This window comes from Pseudarthrobacter sp. BIM B-2242 (assembly GCF_014764445.1).
Taxonomy (GTDB): Bacteria; Actinomycetota; Actinomycetes; order Actinomycetales; family Micrococcaceae; genus Arthrobacter; species Arthrobacter luteus_A.
This window is the reverse complement of record NZ_CP061721.1, coordinates 3,198,785-3,214,319: the sequence shown is the minus strand read 5'-3', so window position 1 is coordinate 3,214,319 and position 15,535 is coordinate 3,198,785. Positions and strand designations below refer to the sequence as shown.

General features: G+C 63.8%; 18 protein-coding genes. 8 read left to right on the top strand and 10 right to left on the bottom strand.

Going from position 1 to position 15,535, the window contains the following annotated elements; translation table 11 throughout:
* Positions 1-64: 64 nt before the first annotated feature.
* On the bottom strand, positions 65-862 hold the full coding sequence (locus IDT60_RS14805) for a hypothetical protein (protein ID WP_191079605.1): 798 nt from the start codon (positions 860-862) through the stop codon (positions 65-67).
* Between the two features lie 312 nt (positions 863-1,174).
* Between IDT60_RS14805 and IDT60_RS14800 the strand changes: the two genes are divergently transcribed.
* Both IDT60_RS14800 and IDT60_RS14795 read left to right on the top strand, forming a co-directional pair.
* Positions 1,175-1,312 (top strand): hypothetical protein, encoded by a 138-nt coding sequence (locus IDT60_RS14800; protein WP_191079604.1) that lies wholly within the window; start codon positions 1,175-1,177, stop codon positions 1,310-1,312.
* 214 nt (positions 1,313-1,526) lie between these two features.
* Complete coding sequence (locus IDT60_RS14795; protein ID WP_191079603.1) at positions 1,527-2,903, top strand: MinD/ParA family protein; 1,377 nt, start codon at positions 1,527-1,529, stop codon at positions 2,901-2,903.
* A gap of 14 nt (positions 2,904-2,917) precedes the next feature.
* On the opposite strand, the gene IDT60_RS14790 is transcribed toward IDT60_RS14795, so the two are convergent.
* The 3 genes from IDT60_RS14790 to IDT60_RS14780 all read right to left on the bottom strand — a co-directional run bounded on the left by IDT60_RS14790 (position 2,918) and on the right by IDT60_RS14780 (position 4,637).
* Entirely contained in the window at positions 2,918-3,325 is a 408-nt protein-coding gene (locus IDT60_RS14790) for an Hpt domain-containing protein (RefSeq protein WP_191079602.1), read from the bottom strand.
* Positions 3,326-3,702: 377 nt separating this feature from the next.
* Positions 3,703-3,999: a hypothetical protein gene (locus IDT60_RS14785; RefSeq protein ID WP_370590692.1), complete on the bottom strand. Its 297-nt coding sequence runs from the start codon at positions 3,997-3,999 to the stop codon at positions 3,703-3,705.
* A 461-nt stretch (positions 4,000-4,460) separates the two neighbouring features.
* Entirely contained in the window at positions 4,461-4,637 is a 177-nt protein-coding gene (locus tag IDT60_RS14780) for a CsbD family protein (protein ID WP_164205557.1), read from the bottom strand.
* Between the two features lie 176 nt (positions 4,638-4,813).
* On the opposite strand from IDT60_RS14780, the gene IDT60_RS14775 reads away from it, so the two are divergent.
* Positions 4,814-5,062, top strand: coding sequence for a hypothetical protein (locus IDT60_RS14775; protein WP_191079600.1), 249 nt, complete (start codon positions 4,814-4,816; stop codon positions 5,060-5,062).
* A 472-nt stretch (positions 5,063-5,534) separates the two neighbouring features.
* Here the strand turns inward: IDT60_RS14775 and IDT60_RS14770 are convergent, their stop codons facing one another.
* The gene (locus IDT60_RS14770) at positions 5,535-6,287 is read right to left on the bottom strand and encodes an SDR family oxidoreductase (protein ID WP_191079599.1); all 753 of its coding nucleotides are present in this window, start codon (positions 6,285-6,287) and stop codon (positions 5,535-5,537) included.
* A 202-nt stretch (positions 6,288-6,489) separates the two neighbouring features.
* Here IDT60_RS14770 and IDT60_RS14765 point away from each other — a divergent pair, with 202 nt between their 5' ends.
* Positions 6,490-6,810 (top strand): hypothetical protein, encoded by a 321-nt coding sequence (locus tag IDT60_RS14765; protein ID WP_191079598.1) that lies wholly within the window; start codon positions 6,490-6,492, stop codon positions 6,808-6,810.
* A 101-nt stretch (positions 6,811-6,911) separates the two neighbouring features.
* On the opposite strand, the gene IDT60_RS14760 is transcribed toward IDT60_RS14765, so the two are convergent.
* The gene (locus IDT60_RS14760) at positions 6,912-7,253 is read right to left on the bottom strand and encodes a hypothetical protein (protein ID WP_191079597.1); all 342 of its coding nucleotides are present in this window, start codon (positions 7,251-7,253) and stop codon (positions 6,912-6,914) included.
* A 121-nt stretch (positions 7,254-7,374) separates the two neighbouring features.
* Here IDT60_RS14760 and IDT60_RS14755 point away from each other — a divergent pair, with 121 nt between their 5' ends.
* The 3 genes from IDT60_RS14755 to IDT60_RS14745 all read left to right on the top strand — a co-directional run bounded on the left by IDT60_RS14755 (position 7,375) and on the right by IDT60_RS14745 (position 9,864).
* Entirely contained in the window at positions 7,375-8,592 is a 1,218-nt protein-coding gene (locus tag IDT60_RS14755) for an MFS transporter (protein ID WP_191079596.1), read from the top strand.
* Between the two features lies 1 nt (position 8,593).
* The gene (locus tag IDT60_RS14750) at positions 8,594-9,499 is read left to right on the top strand and encodes an LssY C-terminal domain-containing protein (protein WP_191079595.1); all 906 of its coding nucleotides are present in this window, start codon (positions 8,594-8,596) and stop codon (positions 9,497-9,499) included.
* 134 nt (positions 9,500-9,633) lie between these two features.
* The gene (locus IDT60_RS14745; protein ID WP_164205571.1) at positions 9,634-9,864 is read left to right on the top strand and encodes a zinc-ribbon domain-containing protein; all 231 of its coding nucleotides are present in this window, start codon (positions 9,634-9,636) and stop codon (positions 9,862-9,864) included.
* 30 nt (positions 9,865-9,894) lie between these two features.
* Here the strand turns inward: IDT60_RS14745 and IDT60_RS14740 are convergent, their stop codons facing one another.
* From IDT60_RS14740 to IDT60_RS14730, 3 genes are all read right to left on the bottom strand, one after another.
* Positions 9,895-10,800, bottom strand: a complete 906-nt coding sequence (locus IDT60_RS14740; protein ID WP_223883732.1) for a carboxypeptidase-like regulatory domain-containing protein — start codon at positions 10,798-10,800, stop codon at positions 9,895-9,897.
* 620 nt (positions 10,801-11,420) lie between these two features.
* Complete coding sequence (locus IDT60_RS14735; RefSeq protein WP_191079593.1) at positions 11,421-11,894, bottom strand: hypothetical protein; 474 nt, start codon at positions 11,892-11,894, stop codon at positions 11,421-11,423.
* A 458-nt stretch (positions 11,895-12,352) separates the two neighbouring features.
* Positions 12,353-12,937: a carboxymuconolactone decarboxylase family protein gene (locus tag IDT60_RS14730; protein WP_191079592.1), complete on the bottom strand. Its 585-nt coding sequence runs from the start codon at positions 12,935-12,937 to the stop codon at positions 12,353-12,355.
* A 179-nt stretch (positions 12,938-13,116) separates the two neighbouring features.
* Here IDT60_RS14730 and IDT60_RS14725 point away from each other — a divergent pair, with 179 nt between their 5' ends.
* A complete protein-coding gene (locus IDT60_RS14725) occupies positions 13,117-14,607 on the top strand; it encodes an APC family permease (RefSeq protein WP_191079591.1) in 1,491 nt (496 codons plus the stop codon).
* Positions 14,608-14,625: 18 nt separating this feature from the next.
* Here IDT60_RS14725 and IDT60_RS14720 read toward each other — a convergent pair whose 3' ends face one another.
* The gene (locus IDT60_RS14720; protein WP_191079590.1) at positions 14,626-15,534 is read right to left on the bottom strand and encodes a phosphatase PAP2 family protein; all 909 of its coding nucleotides are present in this window, start codon (positions 15,532-15,534) and stop codon (positions 14,626-14,628) included.
* Position 15,535: the final 1 nt, after the last annotated feature.

Genomic DNA, 15,535 nt, shown 5'->3' with positions numbered 1-15,535 from the left:
CCTGGGCCACGTGCTTTGGAACGGCTCGCGGAACCGCTAACCCCGCGTTGGTTGGGGCCCGGCGCTAGGCGCTGGCGCTAACTTCCCGGAACGACGCGATCATCTCCTGGATTTGCCGGTGTTCCTCCGACGCGCCGTAGGCCTCGGCTTCCGCCATGGTCCCGAAGTCGCGGCCGGAAATGAAGAGGACGGTGCGGTGCGTGACCTCAGTTACGGCCATTACGCCGGTTTCCACCAGGCCCAGTCCGTACATCAGGCGCGGGACCAGCGTGGCGCTCACCGGGGCCGACGCTCCGGTGAGGGACGTGACCACCTGGACGTTGTTTGTCCACAGACGGTCCGCGCGGTCCTGCGGGAAGTCCGTGAGGTCCATGGCCACGGACCGGGCCACGAAGGGTCCTGACTTGGACAGCGGCGTCTTGCCGGGCACATCACCGAAGTGCACCGCGGGCCTCTCCACGCACGGGCACTCCGCGCCCCACGCCAGCAGGATGGTCAGGTGCGCGAGCTCCCGGCCGTCAGGTCCCAGGACCGTCACCGCACCGGATTGCGGCGGGTCGTCCTTGGTGGTGTCCCGCACCGTCCAGTCGGACGGGTGGTCGAACGAATACTCCACGTCCTCCCAGGTCCCCGAAAAGGTGGAGAGCGCGACGGCGGTGCTGCCGCCGTCGGGCGTTTCGGTGGGGGAGGCGGACGCGGAGCCGGACGGAGATGCCGGCGCTGTGGAGGCCGGCGCTGTGGACGCCGAAGGCGCCGTGGTTTTCGTGCCTGCGGGTGCGGGGACCCCGGCGCACGAGCTGAGGGCGAAGGCCACGCACAACGCGGCCGGGAGGAACATTAAACGTGGACGGTGCCTGCTCATGGGGTGCCTCCTCGGACCACACAACTGCGTATTCACCGATAGTAAGGTGGCCAGCGGCTCCACGGGGGCGGCAATCGTTCCAATGCGGTTACAAGCTCAAAGGTCCGGTGCAGGGAAGATAACGGCCCGCACGCAGGGTCACTTTCGGGCCCTGGAATGCCGGTTATCGGGCCATGTCTGACCCCGCGTTGCAGGAGTTCAGGCGGGCTTCGGGAGGCCGCAACCCTTGACGTGACTTGTAAACGGCTGTGACAAACGGTTAGCCTGACCCAGATCGCATGGGGGATCACTGCTAAACCAACGGAGGCCGCTGTGGCTCTCATTGACTATGTCCTGGCGCTTTGCGCGCTGCTGTTCACGTTGCTGGTTCCTTTCTGTGCGATGTACCAGGTACTGCGCCTCAAACGGCGCGCCGTCAGGGTGACCGCCACAAGGAGCGAACGCAACTAGCCATGCCTTACGTCGACATCAACCCGCACAAGGGCCGTCCCCGCTGGCAGGGCTACGCCGTCCTCGCCGTCCTTCTAATCCTCACCGCCTGTGTTGTGGTGGCTGCGCTGGCCCGTCACTGACCTCGTATTTCCGGCGCAGCGCCTAGACTTGGTGACTGAATCAGTCCGTAAAGTGCCGCAGAACCTTGTGCCGAACGTCCTGGGGGACAGACATGCCAGATCCGGCGGATCAGAACGCACGCGCCAATGCAGAGGATGCAGGGCAACCGCAACCGTCCCGACGACGCCGCGACCTTCGCCGCGCCGACGGCGCGCTTTCGGATGCCCAGACAGGAACCATGCCAGCCCTAACTCCAGAGCCTTTCGCCACTCCCGACGCCGGCACCCCGGTTCCGCGCCGCACCTCCTGGGCGGAGGCCGCGGCTGCCGCCGACCAGGCCAAACCCGCGGCGCCCGTTCCGGCGCCAACCCGCCGTCCCGCCAAGCCGCCGATCACTGCGCGGCCGCAGGCGGCGCAGTCCGCCGGCCAGGACTCGGGTACCTCCGCGGTGGCGCACGACGCCGGCACCCCGGCGCCGCCGTCGTCGTCCCTTCCGGACGAAACACCGGCATTCCGGCGCATCCGCCCGACCGCAGCGGACGTCATTGCCGAGAGCCCCATGCCTGACTTCATCAGCTCCCCGGGCCTGTTTGTGAAAGAGCAGAAGCCCCGGCCCGTGGGCGGAGTCCGCGGCGCCATCTACGCGATGACGGGCGGGGCCTGGAATCTCGGGCCCAGCGCCAAGCAGCGCGACGAGGACGAACTGCGCCGCCGCATCGCACGCCAGCTGCAGGGCAGCTACAACACCGCCGTGCTGAGCCTCAAGGGCGGCATCGGGAAAACCTCCACCACGGTGGGTGTGGGCCTGACCCTGGCCGAATTCCGCGGCGACGCCCCCTGTGCCATTGATGCCAACCCGGATTCCGGTGACCTCGTGGAGCGTGCCCTGGGCGAGGGGATCTATCAGCAGGCCAGCCCGCGCACCATCACGGACCTGCTCAGGAACATCGAATCCGTGGACTCGCTCACCGCGCTCGCCCGGTATATGCACCACGCCGGCCGGCTGCACCTGATCGCAGGGGAGCAGGACCCGGAGGTGTCCGACTCGCTCACGGCCGCCGAGTATCTGCGGATCCGCAAGCTGATTTCCAACTACTATTCGGTGGCCCTGACCGACTGCGGCACCGGCGTGACGCACAACGCGATGAGCGGGATCCTGCAGTCGGCCGATAACCTGGTGATCGCTGCCGGATATGCGGTTTCCGGTGCGAAGCGGGCGCGCAGCACGCTTCACTGGTTGGCCAGCCACGGGTACGAGGACCTGGCCCGGAACGCCATTGTGGTCATCACGGACAAGGACGAGGTCTCCTCCCGCGTGGACAAGGACGCCATTGAGGAACACCTCGCCGGGATCTGCCGCCAGCTCATCGCAGTCCCGCACGACCGCGGCGTGGCCGACGGCGACCTGGTCACCCTGGATGTGCTCAAACCGGAGACCCGGCGGGCCTACAAGGAGATCGCGGCGGCCATCGTGGACGGGTACCGCTAGAGTCCGTCGCCGTCTCAGGCGCGGCTACCTCTCAGGTGTCTCTCGAGGAGGTGGATGGTCTGCTGTGCACACTGCCGGAGGCGGGGCAGGTGGGCCACCGCCAGCCGCGGCAGGATATCGGAATGGGGGCCGTCAGGAGAGCTGTTCCGAATGGCGAGCTCAAGGTCAAGGGTAAGGCCCGCCAGCCGTTCTGCACCAACCATCTGGCTGGCGGTCTTCAGGCTGAGTGCCGCGTCTTTTGACGTGACAGGATCGCCGGTGGTCAGCGCCATCCGGACCCTTTCAATCCTGGCGGGAAGAAGCGCCACGAAGTCCTGAATGAAGACTTTCCAGACGCCTTCGTCGTAATCCAGCTCCAGCTGCAACCTGTCCAGCACAGCACTGTCCAGCAGAGGGACCACCAGGGCCTCATGCTGAGTCACGGCAGTCTTTTCGCCAGTAAATGCATCCTTTTCGACATGCTTCAGGACGTTACAGGCGGGCAACAGGGGAGCACACGAGTAGGAAGTACTCGCTTTTCCAACGGGACCTACTGTTGGCCTTGGCAGCTACGGTGCGTTTCCGGTCTCTAAGGAATACTGTGCATGAACACGCTCAAGACCGCGTGCAGACCGGCGCAAGTATGACTCAAGATACTCCCGCCTGCGCAGGAGGGTTTAGCCACAAACTAAGAGTGCAGCTACCCGTCTATTCGGATACAGCTGCACTCTGAGCTTGTGGAAATCTGGAAGAAAGAAAGCCTGTGGCTGGCGCTCCGGCCCGATTCCTGGGCGCTGCGGGTGCCTTGCCTTGAAAAGCCTTAGGCGGCGATCAGTGCTCGCCTCGCGGGTGCATGTTCCCGGCGCGGTGCCAGGACATGGATGGTGCATGGTGCCTGCTGCGGATCGATCCGCGCCGGCAGGTGGTGCGATTCAGAAGCGGCATGAAGCGTTTCCAGGGCATCTTCATCAACCCGCGCGTGGGTGATGTCCAGCTTCAGGTCCAGGCCGTCCATTAAGGAATTGGCCCGCTTAACGACTACATACAGTGCATTTACGCTGTGGATGGTGATATGCCCCTTCGCAATCACCAGCGCCTTGGCGTGGTCGAGATCCATTCGGACAACGATGTTGAGCTTTGAGTTCACGTTGTAAAGCCTTCCCCGGCATTGGCTGCGACGCTGCAGCTTCTTGCTTTGGCCCGTTTCTTGAGCCTTGTCCAGAGTAAGGGGCGAATGTGACCCACGCAACAGTTACGTATTTATTACACCGATTAGGGCGCGCGGGGCCGTGCCTGAATTGTGATGCGACACACAGGCAGTCTTGGACCGATCCTGAGTTTTGCACGTTAGCGTCAGCCTTTCAGCCCTATGAAAGGTGAGTCACGATGACCGTTCTTGAATACGTTTCAGGCCTCAGCATCATTCTCGGATCCTTGGTGGGCGCCATGGGAATTGCGGCAGGCGTTATGCATTTCCGGCGAAGCCACTAGGCCCGCTCTTTTCCTGGCTGTCCCGGGCTTCCGGCCGACAGCACGAAGGGCGCCGCTGCGCAGCGGCGCCCTTCGTGTCAGGCGGAGTCAGTCTTTCTTGAAAGCGTCCTTGACTTTCTCGCCGGCCTGCTTCAGGTCCGCCTTGCTCTGGTCGAGCTTTCCCTCGGCTTCGAGGCTCTCATCGCCAGTGGCTTTGCCTGTGGCTTCCTTGCCCTTGCCGCCCAGTTTCTCGGCGGCGTTTTCGATCTTGTCATCCAAACCCATGGTGTCTCTCCCTACGGTCTGCTTCTGCCGGCTGTCTGCTGGCAGGCCACATTTTTATCCTAGCCACCGCACTGATCCAGTCCTAGACCCCGGTGCTCTTGCGGGGCCTCCCGGCCTGCCCTAGCCTGTGGGGACTCAGGCCAATAATTGCCTGCACATCTGGGGAGGGGTGCTTTGTGGCTGAAATCAACGCGGTACTGGCGAGGCTGACAGCGGAGGAACTGGAAGAGATCAAGGCCTTGGGGCCGAAGGGGCGGCTGGGCCGGCACCTGGTGGAGGCTTTGGACCGTGCTGCCGGAGGCCCGGAAGCTGGAAGGGGACTCTATGTCCTGGACGGTGCCGTCAACGGCAACGGCGGGCAGTTCCACATTCTTCGCAATGATGTAAGCAGCCGCCTTTTCCAATCCGAGACTGATCCGCGCTGATGCGGTGGTAGTGCCGGCGGCGGATGATGAAGGGTCCCGGTCTCAAAAGGCCCTCTCGCCGCCGGCACAGTCTGACCCGGACGAAGCGCCCGGTAGAAGCTGGTGCAGGTATTTAGGCTACTTCCCGGCATCTTCCCGTGGCATGAGTGGTCAGTACTCGACTTCCTGGCCGCCGGTACTTGGCACATTTTTCCGAACAGCCGGCACTACCTGTGAGGGCGAACAGCGATGGCCAAAAGTAGGGTAGCTCCTACTCGTGCGCGCAGCGTCAATAGGGAATCTAATGGGTTTAGTCAGTCCTAGGCTCCGATGGTGGGCCTTCAAGTTTCCGTCTGCGCAGGGACCAACGGGTCGCCGCCCAGCTGCCGACGGAGCAGGCGGGGCCGGCGGCGAAGTGGCCTCAGGGTAAAGCCAGGCCTGAACATCTGACGTCGTCGGCCCCTTGTTTCGAACATCACCCGCCGCGCGGTTCCTAACTTCTGTTACGGTCAGTTGCCAGCCACGCGCTGAACGTTTGGCGCCCGACGTCGGACCCTGCCTCCGGGAGCAGGTCGCCGTTCCGCATCGCGCGCCAAAGCGGCCCGGGGGCGGTGAACTCAATGATGAGCTTCTTTGGCCCGTACTTTTGCGAATACGCCCGGACGAGGTCCACCAATCGTTTGCGTTCGGGGCCGGCAAGATCTGCAAGCCGTCCCTGGGGCCCTGCTTCCGCCGCGTCAACCAGCGCCTCGGCTACCTCGCGTGCCGCCACGGGTTGGGTGGCCATCCGCGGGACAAGGGCCAGCGGGCCTACTGAACTGCGCTCCAGCATCTGCGCTGCGAACTCATGGAACTGGGTGGCCCGCAGGATGGTCCACGGCACGCTGGAGTTGCTGACCAGATTCTCCTGCGCCAGCTTGCCGGCGTAGTACCCGGCGGCCGCTTTGTGGGTCCCGACGATGGAGAGCACCATATGGTGCTGTACTCCGGCCGCCGTCCCCGCTTTGAGCAGGTTGTGCGTGGTGGTGGAGAAAAAGTCCACTGCCTTCTTCGCGTTCAGCGTCTGGATGCCGGCCACGTCAATCACCGTGTCCGTACCCTCAAGTGCTTGGGCCAGGCCGTCGCCGGTCACGGTGTCCAGGCCGTCCGCGCGGGAGAGGCTGACTACGTGGTGGCCACGTGCCCGGGCAACGGCCACAACGTGGCGTCCAACAGTTCCGGTTCCTCCTGCAACGGTGATGTTCATGATCCGAACTCTATGACACACAATCCGAAGCGCCGGGAGGGCCGGCGCCGGGCATGGAGGCTACCGACACAATGGACCCAATGTTGTGCGGGTCACACAATTCTGCCTACCCTGAAGATGGCTGCTGAAGCGCGGCCACAGGCCGCGGCGTCGCGGCCGCCCCGGTTGCAGCGTCGCAGCCATGCAAAGAAGGTGTTTCGCCTTGACCGAAAAGCTCAGCATTCTTGTCCGTCTGGACCTCGACCACGCCAAGGCCCACGTCCTCGCCAAAGGCCACGTCACCATTCACAGCATCCAGGCGCTCTACGTCGTGGTGAAGCGCGCCAACGCCCTGAAACCGAACCTTGCCCTGGAACTGGACATGCGCCATGCCCGCATTGACCCGGAAGCCCTTCGCCAGCTCGAGACCTGCTCCCTGACACGTCACCTGCCGGTCCGGATCGATCCGCTGCAGACCCCGTGCAAGCTGAGCATTCTTCCGCCCCGCCGCGCCGTTCACGCCGCAGGCCATTTGGCGGCCTGAAGGGCGGCGCTGTCGAAACCCGCGGACGTGCGGCGGCGCGCTGAACGCGCGCTGAACGGAAGTCCCGCCGTCGGGCGCTGCCGTTAGATGCAAATGAAGCGTTAGCCGACGGCGGGAATCTGTCCGGTCAGCTCAGCGGCGGCGGCCATGACCCATCGTTCGGATTCCGGTTCGAAGCAGACAACGACGGATGCGCCGGACTGGTGCGCCTCATCGATGGCAACAAGCAGGGCATCCTCAAGATGCCGCGCATAGTCCTGCCGCTCGGTGAACGAGCCCGGCAGCCCGCCGTCGTCAATGATCACGTGGGCCTTGCCGTCCACAATGACCTTCAACGCGTAGCCCTGGTCGTCGTGGAGGGACGCCCGGGTGGACGCGATTTCCGTGACTCTGTCTGCCCGGACCAGGCTGTTATTGATGGTGCGGATCCACACCTCACCCATGAGACCTCCTTGGCTTTGAGGCGCAGGTGGCAGTGCGCCCCACAAGGCAAACGTTAGTCCTCGCGAGGCTGCTTGTGACCCCCTGAATATTAAGGAATTTCTGCGGCCTAAGATAAATCTGATGACTTCGCCAGGAACCCCGCAGCCGTTCAATCTCCGAAGCATCGCAATACCCGCTTTCGGGCCTGCACTGCTGTTCTGTATCGGCGAAGGCGCAGTGCTTCCCGTGGTGGTGCTGTCCGCGCGCGACCTCGGCGCCTCGGTGGCCGTCTCTGCGCTGCTTGTCACCCTGATCGGGCTGGGCTCGTGGTTCTTCAACCTGCCGGCGTCCCTTATTACGCTGAAGTTCGGCGAACGCTGGTCGATCGTCGGGGCTGCTGCGGTGGGTGCGCTTGCGCTCGCTGCCGCGGCGATGTCCGCCCTGATTCCCGGCGGGCTATGGCTGCTGGCGGTGGCGATGGCCGTCGTCGGGATGGCGGCCAGCGTGTTCAGCCTGGCCCGGCAGAAGTACCTCACCGAGGCCGTGCCCATTGAGTTCCGGGCGCGGGCGCTGTCAACGCTTGGCGGGGTGACCCGGATCGGGGTGTTCATCGGGCCCTTTGTGGGTGCCGCTGTGATGCAGTTTGCCGGTCTCGCCGGAGCGTACTGGGTGGGGGTGGCCGGCATGGCCGCGGCCGCCGTTTTGGCCGTCACCATCCCGGACCTGGTGGTTCCGCCAGCGCCCGACGGCGGACACAAGACTCCGGAGCCGACGCTGCGGAACGTGGCGGTCGCGCACCGGACCGTGTTCCTGACGCTCGGAGTGGGGATCCTGCTGCTGAGCGCGCTGCGCGCCTCACGGCAGGTGGTTATCCCGCTGTGGGCCGACCACCTGGGGATGGACCCGGCGCAGGCGTCGGTGATCTACGGGCTGTCCGGGGCGATCGACATGCTGGTGTTCTACCCGGCGGGCAAGGTGATGGACCGGCGCGGCAGGCTGTTCGTGGCCATTCCCTCGACCATCATCATGGGCATCGCGATGCTGGTGATTCCCTTGACCGCTTCCTTTACGGGGCTGCTGCTGGCGTCGCTGCTCATCGGGTTCGGGAACGGCATCAGCTCCGGGCTGATCATGACCCTCGGCGCCGACTTCTCGCCCGACAGGGGCCGCGGCCAGTTCCTGGGGCTGTGGCGGTTCATTGCCGACGCCGGCTCCACCGGTGGGCCGGTGCTGCTGTCCGGCGTGACAGCTGTGGCCACGCTGGGGGCGGGGGTTGCGGCCACCGGTTTCCTGGGGTTCGCGGCGGCTGCAGTGTTTGCTTTTGTCCTTCCCCGGCTGAAGCACAGGAGGAACTACTAAGGTGACATCGGGGAATGCTGACCACCCTGTTCCGGCTGAACCGGACCATTCCCGGGCGCAGAACTCCCAGGAGCGCAGGCAGAGCCGCTGGGCAACGGTTCTCGCCGTGCTGCAGCGGCTGTTCTATGGGTTCATTACCGTGGCAGTGGGCTGGGCTGTGTATTACTTCCTGCTTGCCAGGCTTTCCCGTGGACCGTCGCAGGCCTGGGTGTTCATTCCGGTCTGGCTGATCCTGGCTTACGCACTGCTTCCCCGGATACACAAGATCCTGAGCAGCCTCTACATTCCCGACTACTTCATAGGCCGCGCCCGCACCGGCGACGGTGTCCTCGGCGACCCGGTCAACCTCGCAGTGGTTGGCCCCGAAGCCGAACTGCGGCATGCGATGTTCAAGGCCGGCTGGGTGGAGGCCGATGCCCTCACCCCGGCGACCGCCTGGAGGACTCTAACGTCAACGATCCGGGGCCGCAGTTATCCGAGGGCACCGGTCAGCTCCCTCTACGTCTTCGGTAACAGGCAGAACCTGGCCTTTCAGCGCGAGATCGACGGGAATCCGCGGAAGCGGCACCACGTCCGCTTTTGGCAGTGTGCCGACGGCTGGAGGCTGCCCGGCGGCATTCCCGTCGACTGGGTGGGCGCGGGCACCTACGACAGAAGCGTGGGCTTGTCCCTGTTCACCTTCCAAATCACCCACAAGATCGCCGACCGCACCGACGAAGAACGCGATTTCATCATCGAGACGCTGCGTGCGGCCAACGCGGTGGAATCCGTGCACGTCATCCGCAACTTCTCCACCGGCTACCACCACCGCAACGGGGGAGGGGACTCCATCCGTACAGACGGCCACCTGCCTATCATCGACCTCCACGCCCCGGAAACAGCGACGAGTCCCTCTGACGGGCATTGAAGCACGGCCAAATACTAAGGCCACTTCCTATTTACGCTGTACGCTCGACTAGTCCGCCGCGCTTTTTCCAATTGCCCAGGACCTCGTGGAGTCTTCGGCATCTTCGGCTGCCGGCATCCTTGAAAGGGAACCTCATGCTTCTTATTTTTGGCCTCAAGACTGTAGTCCGCGCTTTGCCGGGCCGGCCGGCCACCTGCACGAACTGCGGCCAGTTCGTGCAGCACTACCTCGACGAGCACGCCCGGAAGTTCACGTTGTTCTTCATTCCCGTCCTGACCACGTCCCGGCGGTACCAGATCACCTGTTCGAATTGCGGCAGGGTCTCCTCGATCAGCGCCCGTGAGCGGAAGGCGCTGAAAGTGTAGGAATTCCATGTGGCGGTGGGGGGCTGATGCTCAGCGGAATTTGAACGTTGCGCTGTCCTTCGGTGGTAAATCCGTGCTGGTGACGGTCAACCGGCAATCGTCCTGCTGTCCGTTGTGTATCAGCCCAATGAAAGAAGCCACTCCGTGAACCGAAGAGACGGTTTGCGGCGCGCCGCCGATACTGCACTTCGCTGCCCCCGTCTGGTTAATGGTAGTTATCGTCGGCGCGTCCACTGCGTTACCGAAGACATCGAGAACGCTGACAGTCACGATGAAGTGGACGTTCTTCGGGAGGACTCCGTCGAGGCCAATTTTGCCGAACTCGAGTTTGGACGCCTGGGCCGGCAGGATCTGGACTGGAACGGACAACGGCGTTCCAATGCCGGAGACCGTGAACAGCGTGGTGCCTGCAATCTTGGCGCCGTAGTAGAACGATGCTGACGACGATCCGGCCGGAATGCTTACGGACGTGATGCCTGGCCCGGTGACCGTCTCTGCAAAGACCCCGTTTGCGGAAGTGTCTGAGGCCAAATTGATGCTCGACGCTGTTCCAACTGCCGGATTCCCAAATTGGTCGCGGCGTTCCACTGTCACCGGCCCAAGGTTGGCTGTGGCGGATGCAACTCCCGACACCGGCGTGGGCGTCGTTACCACCAACTGTGCGGCTGCTGCCGGAGTGACAGTAAAGGAGCGGCTTACTGTTCCCGCAAACCCTGGGCTTGAGACCGTCAACGTATATGTTCCGGCCTTTGTGATGATCAGATCATTGAACGTGGCTGTGCCTGTCCATTTGGTATCAACTTTTGTTGGCCCTGAGAGCGATCCACCGCCAGGGCTGGCACCGATGGCTACGGTCACGGGAATGTCGCCGAGTAACAACGGGAACTCCCATAGGGTGCGCAGTTGGACAGTTAGCGAGAACTTCGCACCTGCCATTACCGAGACTGAGGGCTGCGAACTGATGTACAAGTCCCGACGGCTGGATACAGTCACACTGTTACTCGGCTGGGCCGCGGCGGTCCACGACTGGTAAACAGCAGTTACCTGGTATTTATGATCGCCCTCGGGCACAGAGATGTCTGTACAGCCGGTCCCCGTGATGGGCGCGGCCAGGCTCGAGCCGCACGCAGGCACGCTGCCTGAGCCAGTGATTCGGGTAACCACATAGCCCGTCGGAACGACGAGCCCCACGGACTTTGTCCAACCGACAGCTACATCTGAGTCGCTGCGTGCCGGAACCGAGACGTTCGTGGGCGGGGCGAGCGTCCCTACTGTCGCCGTCGTACTTCCGTTTCCCGTTGCGCTCCAATGTGCAGATGCCGGCAACGCCTGAAAAACAGTGGTTACGGACAAGATGATGACCAGAATGGCTGCCTGCACACTGCGACGAAACAACACCAGCTCCCGTCGGGGCCGGGGGAGGCCCGCGAGGGAGCTGGTGTTGCCGAACATGTGAGCCTTTCAGGCGTTGGCCTCAACGCTGGGTGAACTTAGCCAAGTCACCAGCGGGCGACGAAACTGACAGTCTGGGCAAGAAACGTTAGGCCTGTTCCCCTTCAGTTAACTGAAACGTAGAGGGGAACGGATACGCCCTTGCAGGCATCCTGGTTGTAATTCCCGTTGACCATTTGAATGGTCACAGTGCCTTTAACGTGCTTGCCGCCCTCGATTTGAGTGACGTTATCGACGGTTGCTGCAACCGAGAAATCATCTTTTGAGCAGCCGGTGATGGCCGCCCACGGAGAGCCGTCGGATTCCGCGACTTTTACGACGACATTATTTAGCTTTTGCACGCCTTTTCCGGGATTCGTCACAGTAATCTCTGCCGACTGCCCGGGCCCGCCCGGGGTGAGGACGCCGCTGGCAAGGGAGGTGACCTCAACAGTGAGCGCCGATTCACTACCCGACGTGACCGCGGTGCTAGTGGTCCCCACACCAGTCCAGTATGCGAAAGCTGCCCCGCCGCCGATTGCCAGCAAAGCCGCGGTGGTGATGACGATGCGCTTTTTACGGCCGGTTGTCTTGCCCATATGAGACCCCTAAGAAGTTGTGCGATTTTCGCAGATCCTGTGAGCCCCAGCGGCTCCGTTAGGAACTACTTTCCCCGACGAAACTCAACTTACTGCCGGGTAATCGATCAAGAAATTCTCAAGGATTTCTACGTTTCCGCAGGTCAGTGGCTCATCTATCATCCATTTGATGGACTAACAGGCGTGCCGACAGGTGCTCCACCACGTACTCCGCATCCCGGCCCACGCCGCCAACAAGCCCCGACGTCAGCGCGTACTGGAACGGCATCCCGACGAAGTACAAACCGGGCAGTTCGGGCACAACACCCCGGCTGGTTGCAGGCCAGCCGTCCGTGTCCAGGGGCAGGCCCTCGATCCAGTCGAAGGCCGGCCTGTTTTGGTGGGGGATGCGGGCTGGTCCGTGAAGGCTTACCGGGAATGGCTGGTGCGCTCGCTAAGTGCGGCTCTGGCGTAGGCCGCTACTCCGGGCTGCGGGCGGAGAGCGGTGCCAGCAGCGCTTCCTGCAGTTCCGGGCTCAGGCCCGGCGGCACGTCGACGTCGACGGCCAGGGCAAGGACCGCGCGGCTCAGGAAGTTGCGCGCCGCCGCGGCCAGCGTGATGTCCACGATCTCGCGGTCCGTGAATCCGTGGCCGCGGAGCGCCAAGGTGTCGGCGTCGGTCATGGCGGCGGCATCCCTGCTGAGTTTCTCGGCGTACTCCATCATGGCCACTTCAGCCGGAGTCAGCCCCGCGGTCCGGTAGTCCCGGGCCAGGGCAGCGACCTCGTCCTCAGGAAACAGCTTCAGCGACTTGGCCCCGTGGGCAAGCAGGCAGTGCGTTGAGCCGATGGCCCGGGCCGCCGCGAGGGTGACAAGCTCGTAGCGGCGAAGATCCATCGAACCCCTGATGGCACCAAGCATGGCATCCCACGCCTGGAAGGCCTCAGGAGCGATGGCCATGACCTTCGTCTGGGGGGTGACGTAACCGAGCGAGGTGATGTCGTCGTCGTAAATTTCCGCAACCACCCCTGTTGCTTCCGATTCCGGTGTGGTCTTCAGGATCATGTCATCCCCAATCAGGCTCTCGAGGCGTTGATGTGCCCATTGTGGCCCCGGCTGAAAAGCCCTCGCAATAGGCAGATGCGCCGCCGGGCGGGGTCACGGTCCGAATATGTTGCCAACGGAGCCCGAAAGGATCACAGTGAACTAAGTCACATCGATGTATTGAGTGTGGAGGTCCTGCCATGAGCGCCACTTCAGATCAAGTGTTCGACGTAACTCCCGAAGGTGACAAGCACGAGCTCAAACGGGTCATGGGGCCCAAGCTCCTGCTTTTGTTTATAGTGGGCGACATCCTGGGCGCCGGCGTCTACGCGGTCACCGGGACCATGGCCGGGACCGTGGGCGGCATCGTCTGGCTGCCGTTCCTGCTGGCCTTCGTCGTGGCGACGCTGACCGCCTTCTCCTACCTGGAGCTGGTCACCCAGTACCCGCAGGCGGCGGGCGCGGCGCTCTACACGCACAAGGCGTTCGGCATCCACTTCGTCACGTTCCTGGTGGCTTTTGCCGTGGTCTGTTCCGGCATCACCAGCGCGTCCACCTCGGCGAACGTCCTGGCACAGAACTTCTTCGGCGGCCTGAACATCAACGGCTGGATGGCGGTGCCTGACCAAGGCGTCATCACCGTCGTCGCCATGGGGTTCATGATCCTGCTGGCCGTCATCAACCTCCGCGGCGTGGGCGAGAGCGTGAAGTTCAACGTGATGCTGACAATCGTCGAGATGACGGCGCTGTGCATTGTGATCGGCGTCGGCTTCTACGTCATGGCCCAGGGCACCGGCAACCCCGGCGAAATCTTTGTGTTCAACGACTACCAGGACAAAGGCCTGTTCCTGGCTGTCACCGCGGCGACGTCGATCGCCTTCTTCGCCATGGTGGGTTTCGAGGACTCCGTGAACATGGTGGAGGAGACCCAGAACCCCGAGAAAATCTTCCCGCGGACCATGCTGACAGGCCTGGGCATCGCCGTGATCCTCTACATGCTGGTGGCCGTCTCCGTGGTCAGCGTCCTCTCGCCCACCGAGCTGGAGAACATCAGGGAAGCCGAGGGCGCAGCGCTCCTTGAAGTGGTGCATAAGGGCTCGCCGGACTTCCCCATCGACAAGATCTTCCCGTTCCTTGCCGTCTTTGCCGTGGCCAACACCGCCCTGATCAACATGCTGATGGCCAGCCGCCTGATTTACGGGATGGCACGCCAGAACGTCCTGCCCCGTCCCCTCGGCAAGGTGCTGCCGACCCGGCGCACTCCGTGGGCCGGCATTCTGTTCTCCACCGTCCTGGCGCTGGGCCTGATCTGGTACGTCACCAGCGATCCCAAGAGCAACGTGGTGGCCAACCTCTCCGGCACCACGGCGTTCCTGCTGCTGCTCGTTTTCACCGTTGTGAACATCACCTGCGTGGTCCTGCGCCGCAAGCGGGATCCCAACCGGAAGGTGTTCTTCACCTCGCCGGGCCAGCTGCCGCTGGTCGCCGCCCTGCTGTGCGCGTTCCTCGCCGGACCGTGGGTGGGCCGCAACATCATCCAGTACCAGATCGCCGGGGGACTCATGGCGATCGGCGTGGTGCTGTGGTTCATCACCTGGCTCATCAACAAGCGGACCAATACCCCGGAAGGCGAACCCGTGGGCATGCAGAACGTGGGCAAGGACGAGGGACTGCCGCCAATGGGCCACTGAGGCCCGCGGCCGGTGCGGTTAGCGCCCTGGCGCGTCCCGCCGTCGTGCGGCGTAGGCAAACAGTGACGTGGTGGCCACCGTGGCCAGGTACCCTGCGATCACAATCAGCGCGATCCCGGCCCAGAAATAGTTGGTGGTGCTGCCCTCCTGGAGGGGGCCCGGCGCGATCCTGGCGAGTGAATACACCGCGACGGCGGCGGACGCCAGCCCGATCAGCACCGGCAGCTTGAGCCAGATTTTGGCCGAGCCGGGATGCCTGCCGAAGCCGTCCCACACGTTCCACGCCGACCCCTGCCGCATGATCAGCCAGCCGGCGGGGATCATAAACGCGCCCACCAGGAGGAAGGCCGCCACAACGTCGGCCGGGCGGTGCCACTGGTTGATCAGCGTGGACACTCCCGAGGCGATGGCGAACGTGCCGCCCACAAAACCGGCCAGCGGACGCCACCGGGGCGAGGACATCAGGAACACCGCAGCCGCAGCCGACGCCGCCAGCGTGGTGTGCCCGGACGGCAACGAATTCAGCTCCAGCGTCACCACGCCCTTGTCCGGCCGCGCGGGCAGGAGGTCCTTGAGGACCTGGGTGGCAACGTTGGCGCAGATGCATGCCGTGAGGGCGATTCCGGCAGCCGACCACCGCTGCCGGATCACGGTCACAAAGAGCACCACGACGGCGGCCATCACCAGGGAGATGGTGGGCAGCCAGTCCAGGAACTCGGTGGCCGCCTTGCCCGCGGGCCCGTGGATGTCCACGGCTTCCACCAGCGCGGACTCGTCGATGAACTGGCCCGTGGTGGTCTGGACGAAATAGTAATAGGTGGCGATCAGCCCCACGACGCAGGCGAGCCAGGCGAAGGAAAACATAAACCCGGAGCCCGGGGCAGGGCGAACGGGAGTCCTGGTGCGCGCGGGCGGTGAAAGCGTCATC

Bases quoted from the DNA above. Each gene is read 5' to 3' on its own strand.
- IDT60_RS14805 (WP_191079605.1), bottom strand. From the start codon at position 862: ATGAGCAGGCACCGTCCACGTTTAATGTTCCTCCCGGCCGCGTTGTGC.
- IDT60_RS14795 (WP_191079603.1), top strand. From the start codon at position 1,527: ATGCCAGATCCGGCGGATCAGAACGCACGCGCCAATGCAGAGGATGCA.
- IDT60_RS14785 (WP_370590692.1), bottom strand. From the start codon at position 3,999: ATGGATCTCGACCACGCCAAGGCGCTGGTGATTGCGAAGGGGCATATC.
- IDT60_RS14780 (WP_164205557.1), bottom strand. From the start codon at position 4,637: ATGGGTTTGGATGACAAGATCGAAAACGCCGCCGAGAAACTGGGCGGC.
- IDT60_RS14770 (WP_191079599.1), bottom strand. From the start codon at position 6,287: ATGAACATCACCGTTGCAGGAGGAACCGGAACTGTTGGACGCCACGTT.
- IDT60_RS14760 (WP_191079597.1), bottom strand. From the start codon at position 7,253: ATGGGTGAGGTGTGGATCCGCACCATCAATAACAGCCTGGTCCGGGCA.
- IDT60_RS14755 (WP_191079596.1), top strand. From the start codon at position 7,375: ATGACTTCGCCAGGAACCCCGCAGCCGTTCAATCTCCGAAGCATCGCA.
- IDT60_RS14745 (WP_164205571.1), top strand. From the start codon at position 9,634: ATGCTTCTTATTTTTGGCCTCAAGACTGTAGTCCGCGCTTTGCCGGGC.
- IDT60_RS14740 (WP_223883732.1), bottom strand. From the start codon at position 10,800: ATGGCAGGTGCGAAGTTCTCGCTAACTGTCCAACTGCGCACCCTATGG.
- IDT60_RS14735 (WP_191079593.1), bottom strand. From the start codon at position 11,894: ATGGGCAAGACAACCGGCCGTAAAAAGCGCATCGTCATCACCACCGCG.
- IDT60_RS14730 (WP_191079592.1), bottom strand. From the start codon at position 12,937: ATGATCCTGAAGACCACACCGGAATCGGAAGCAACAGGGGTGGTTGCG.
- IDT60_RS14725 (WP_191079591.1), top strand. From the start codon at position 13,117: ATGAGCGCCACTTCAGATCAAGTGTTCGACGTAACTCCCGAAGGTGAC.
- IDT60_RS14720 (WP_191079590.1), bottom strand. From the start codon at position 15,534: ATGACGCTTTCACCGCCCGCGCGCACCAGGACTCCCGTTCGCCCTGCC.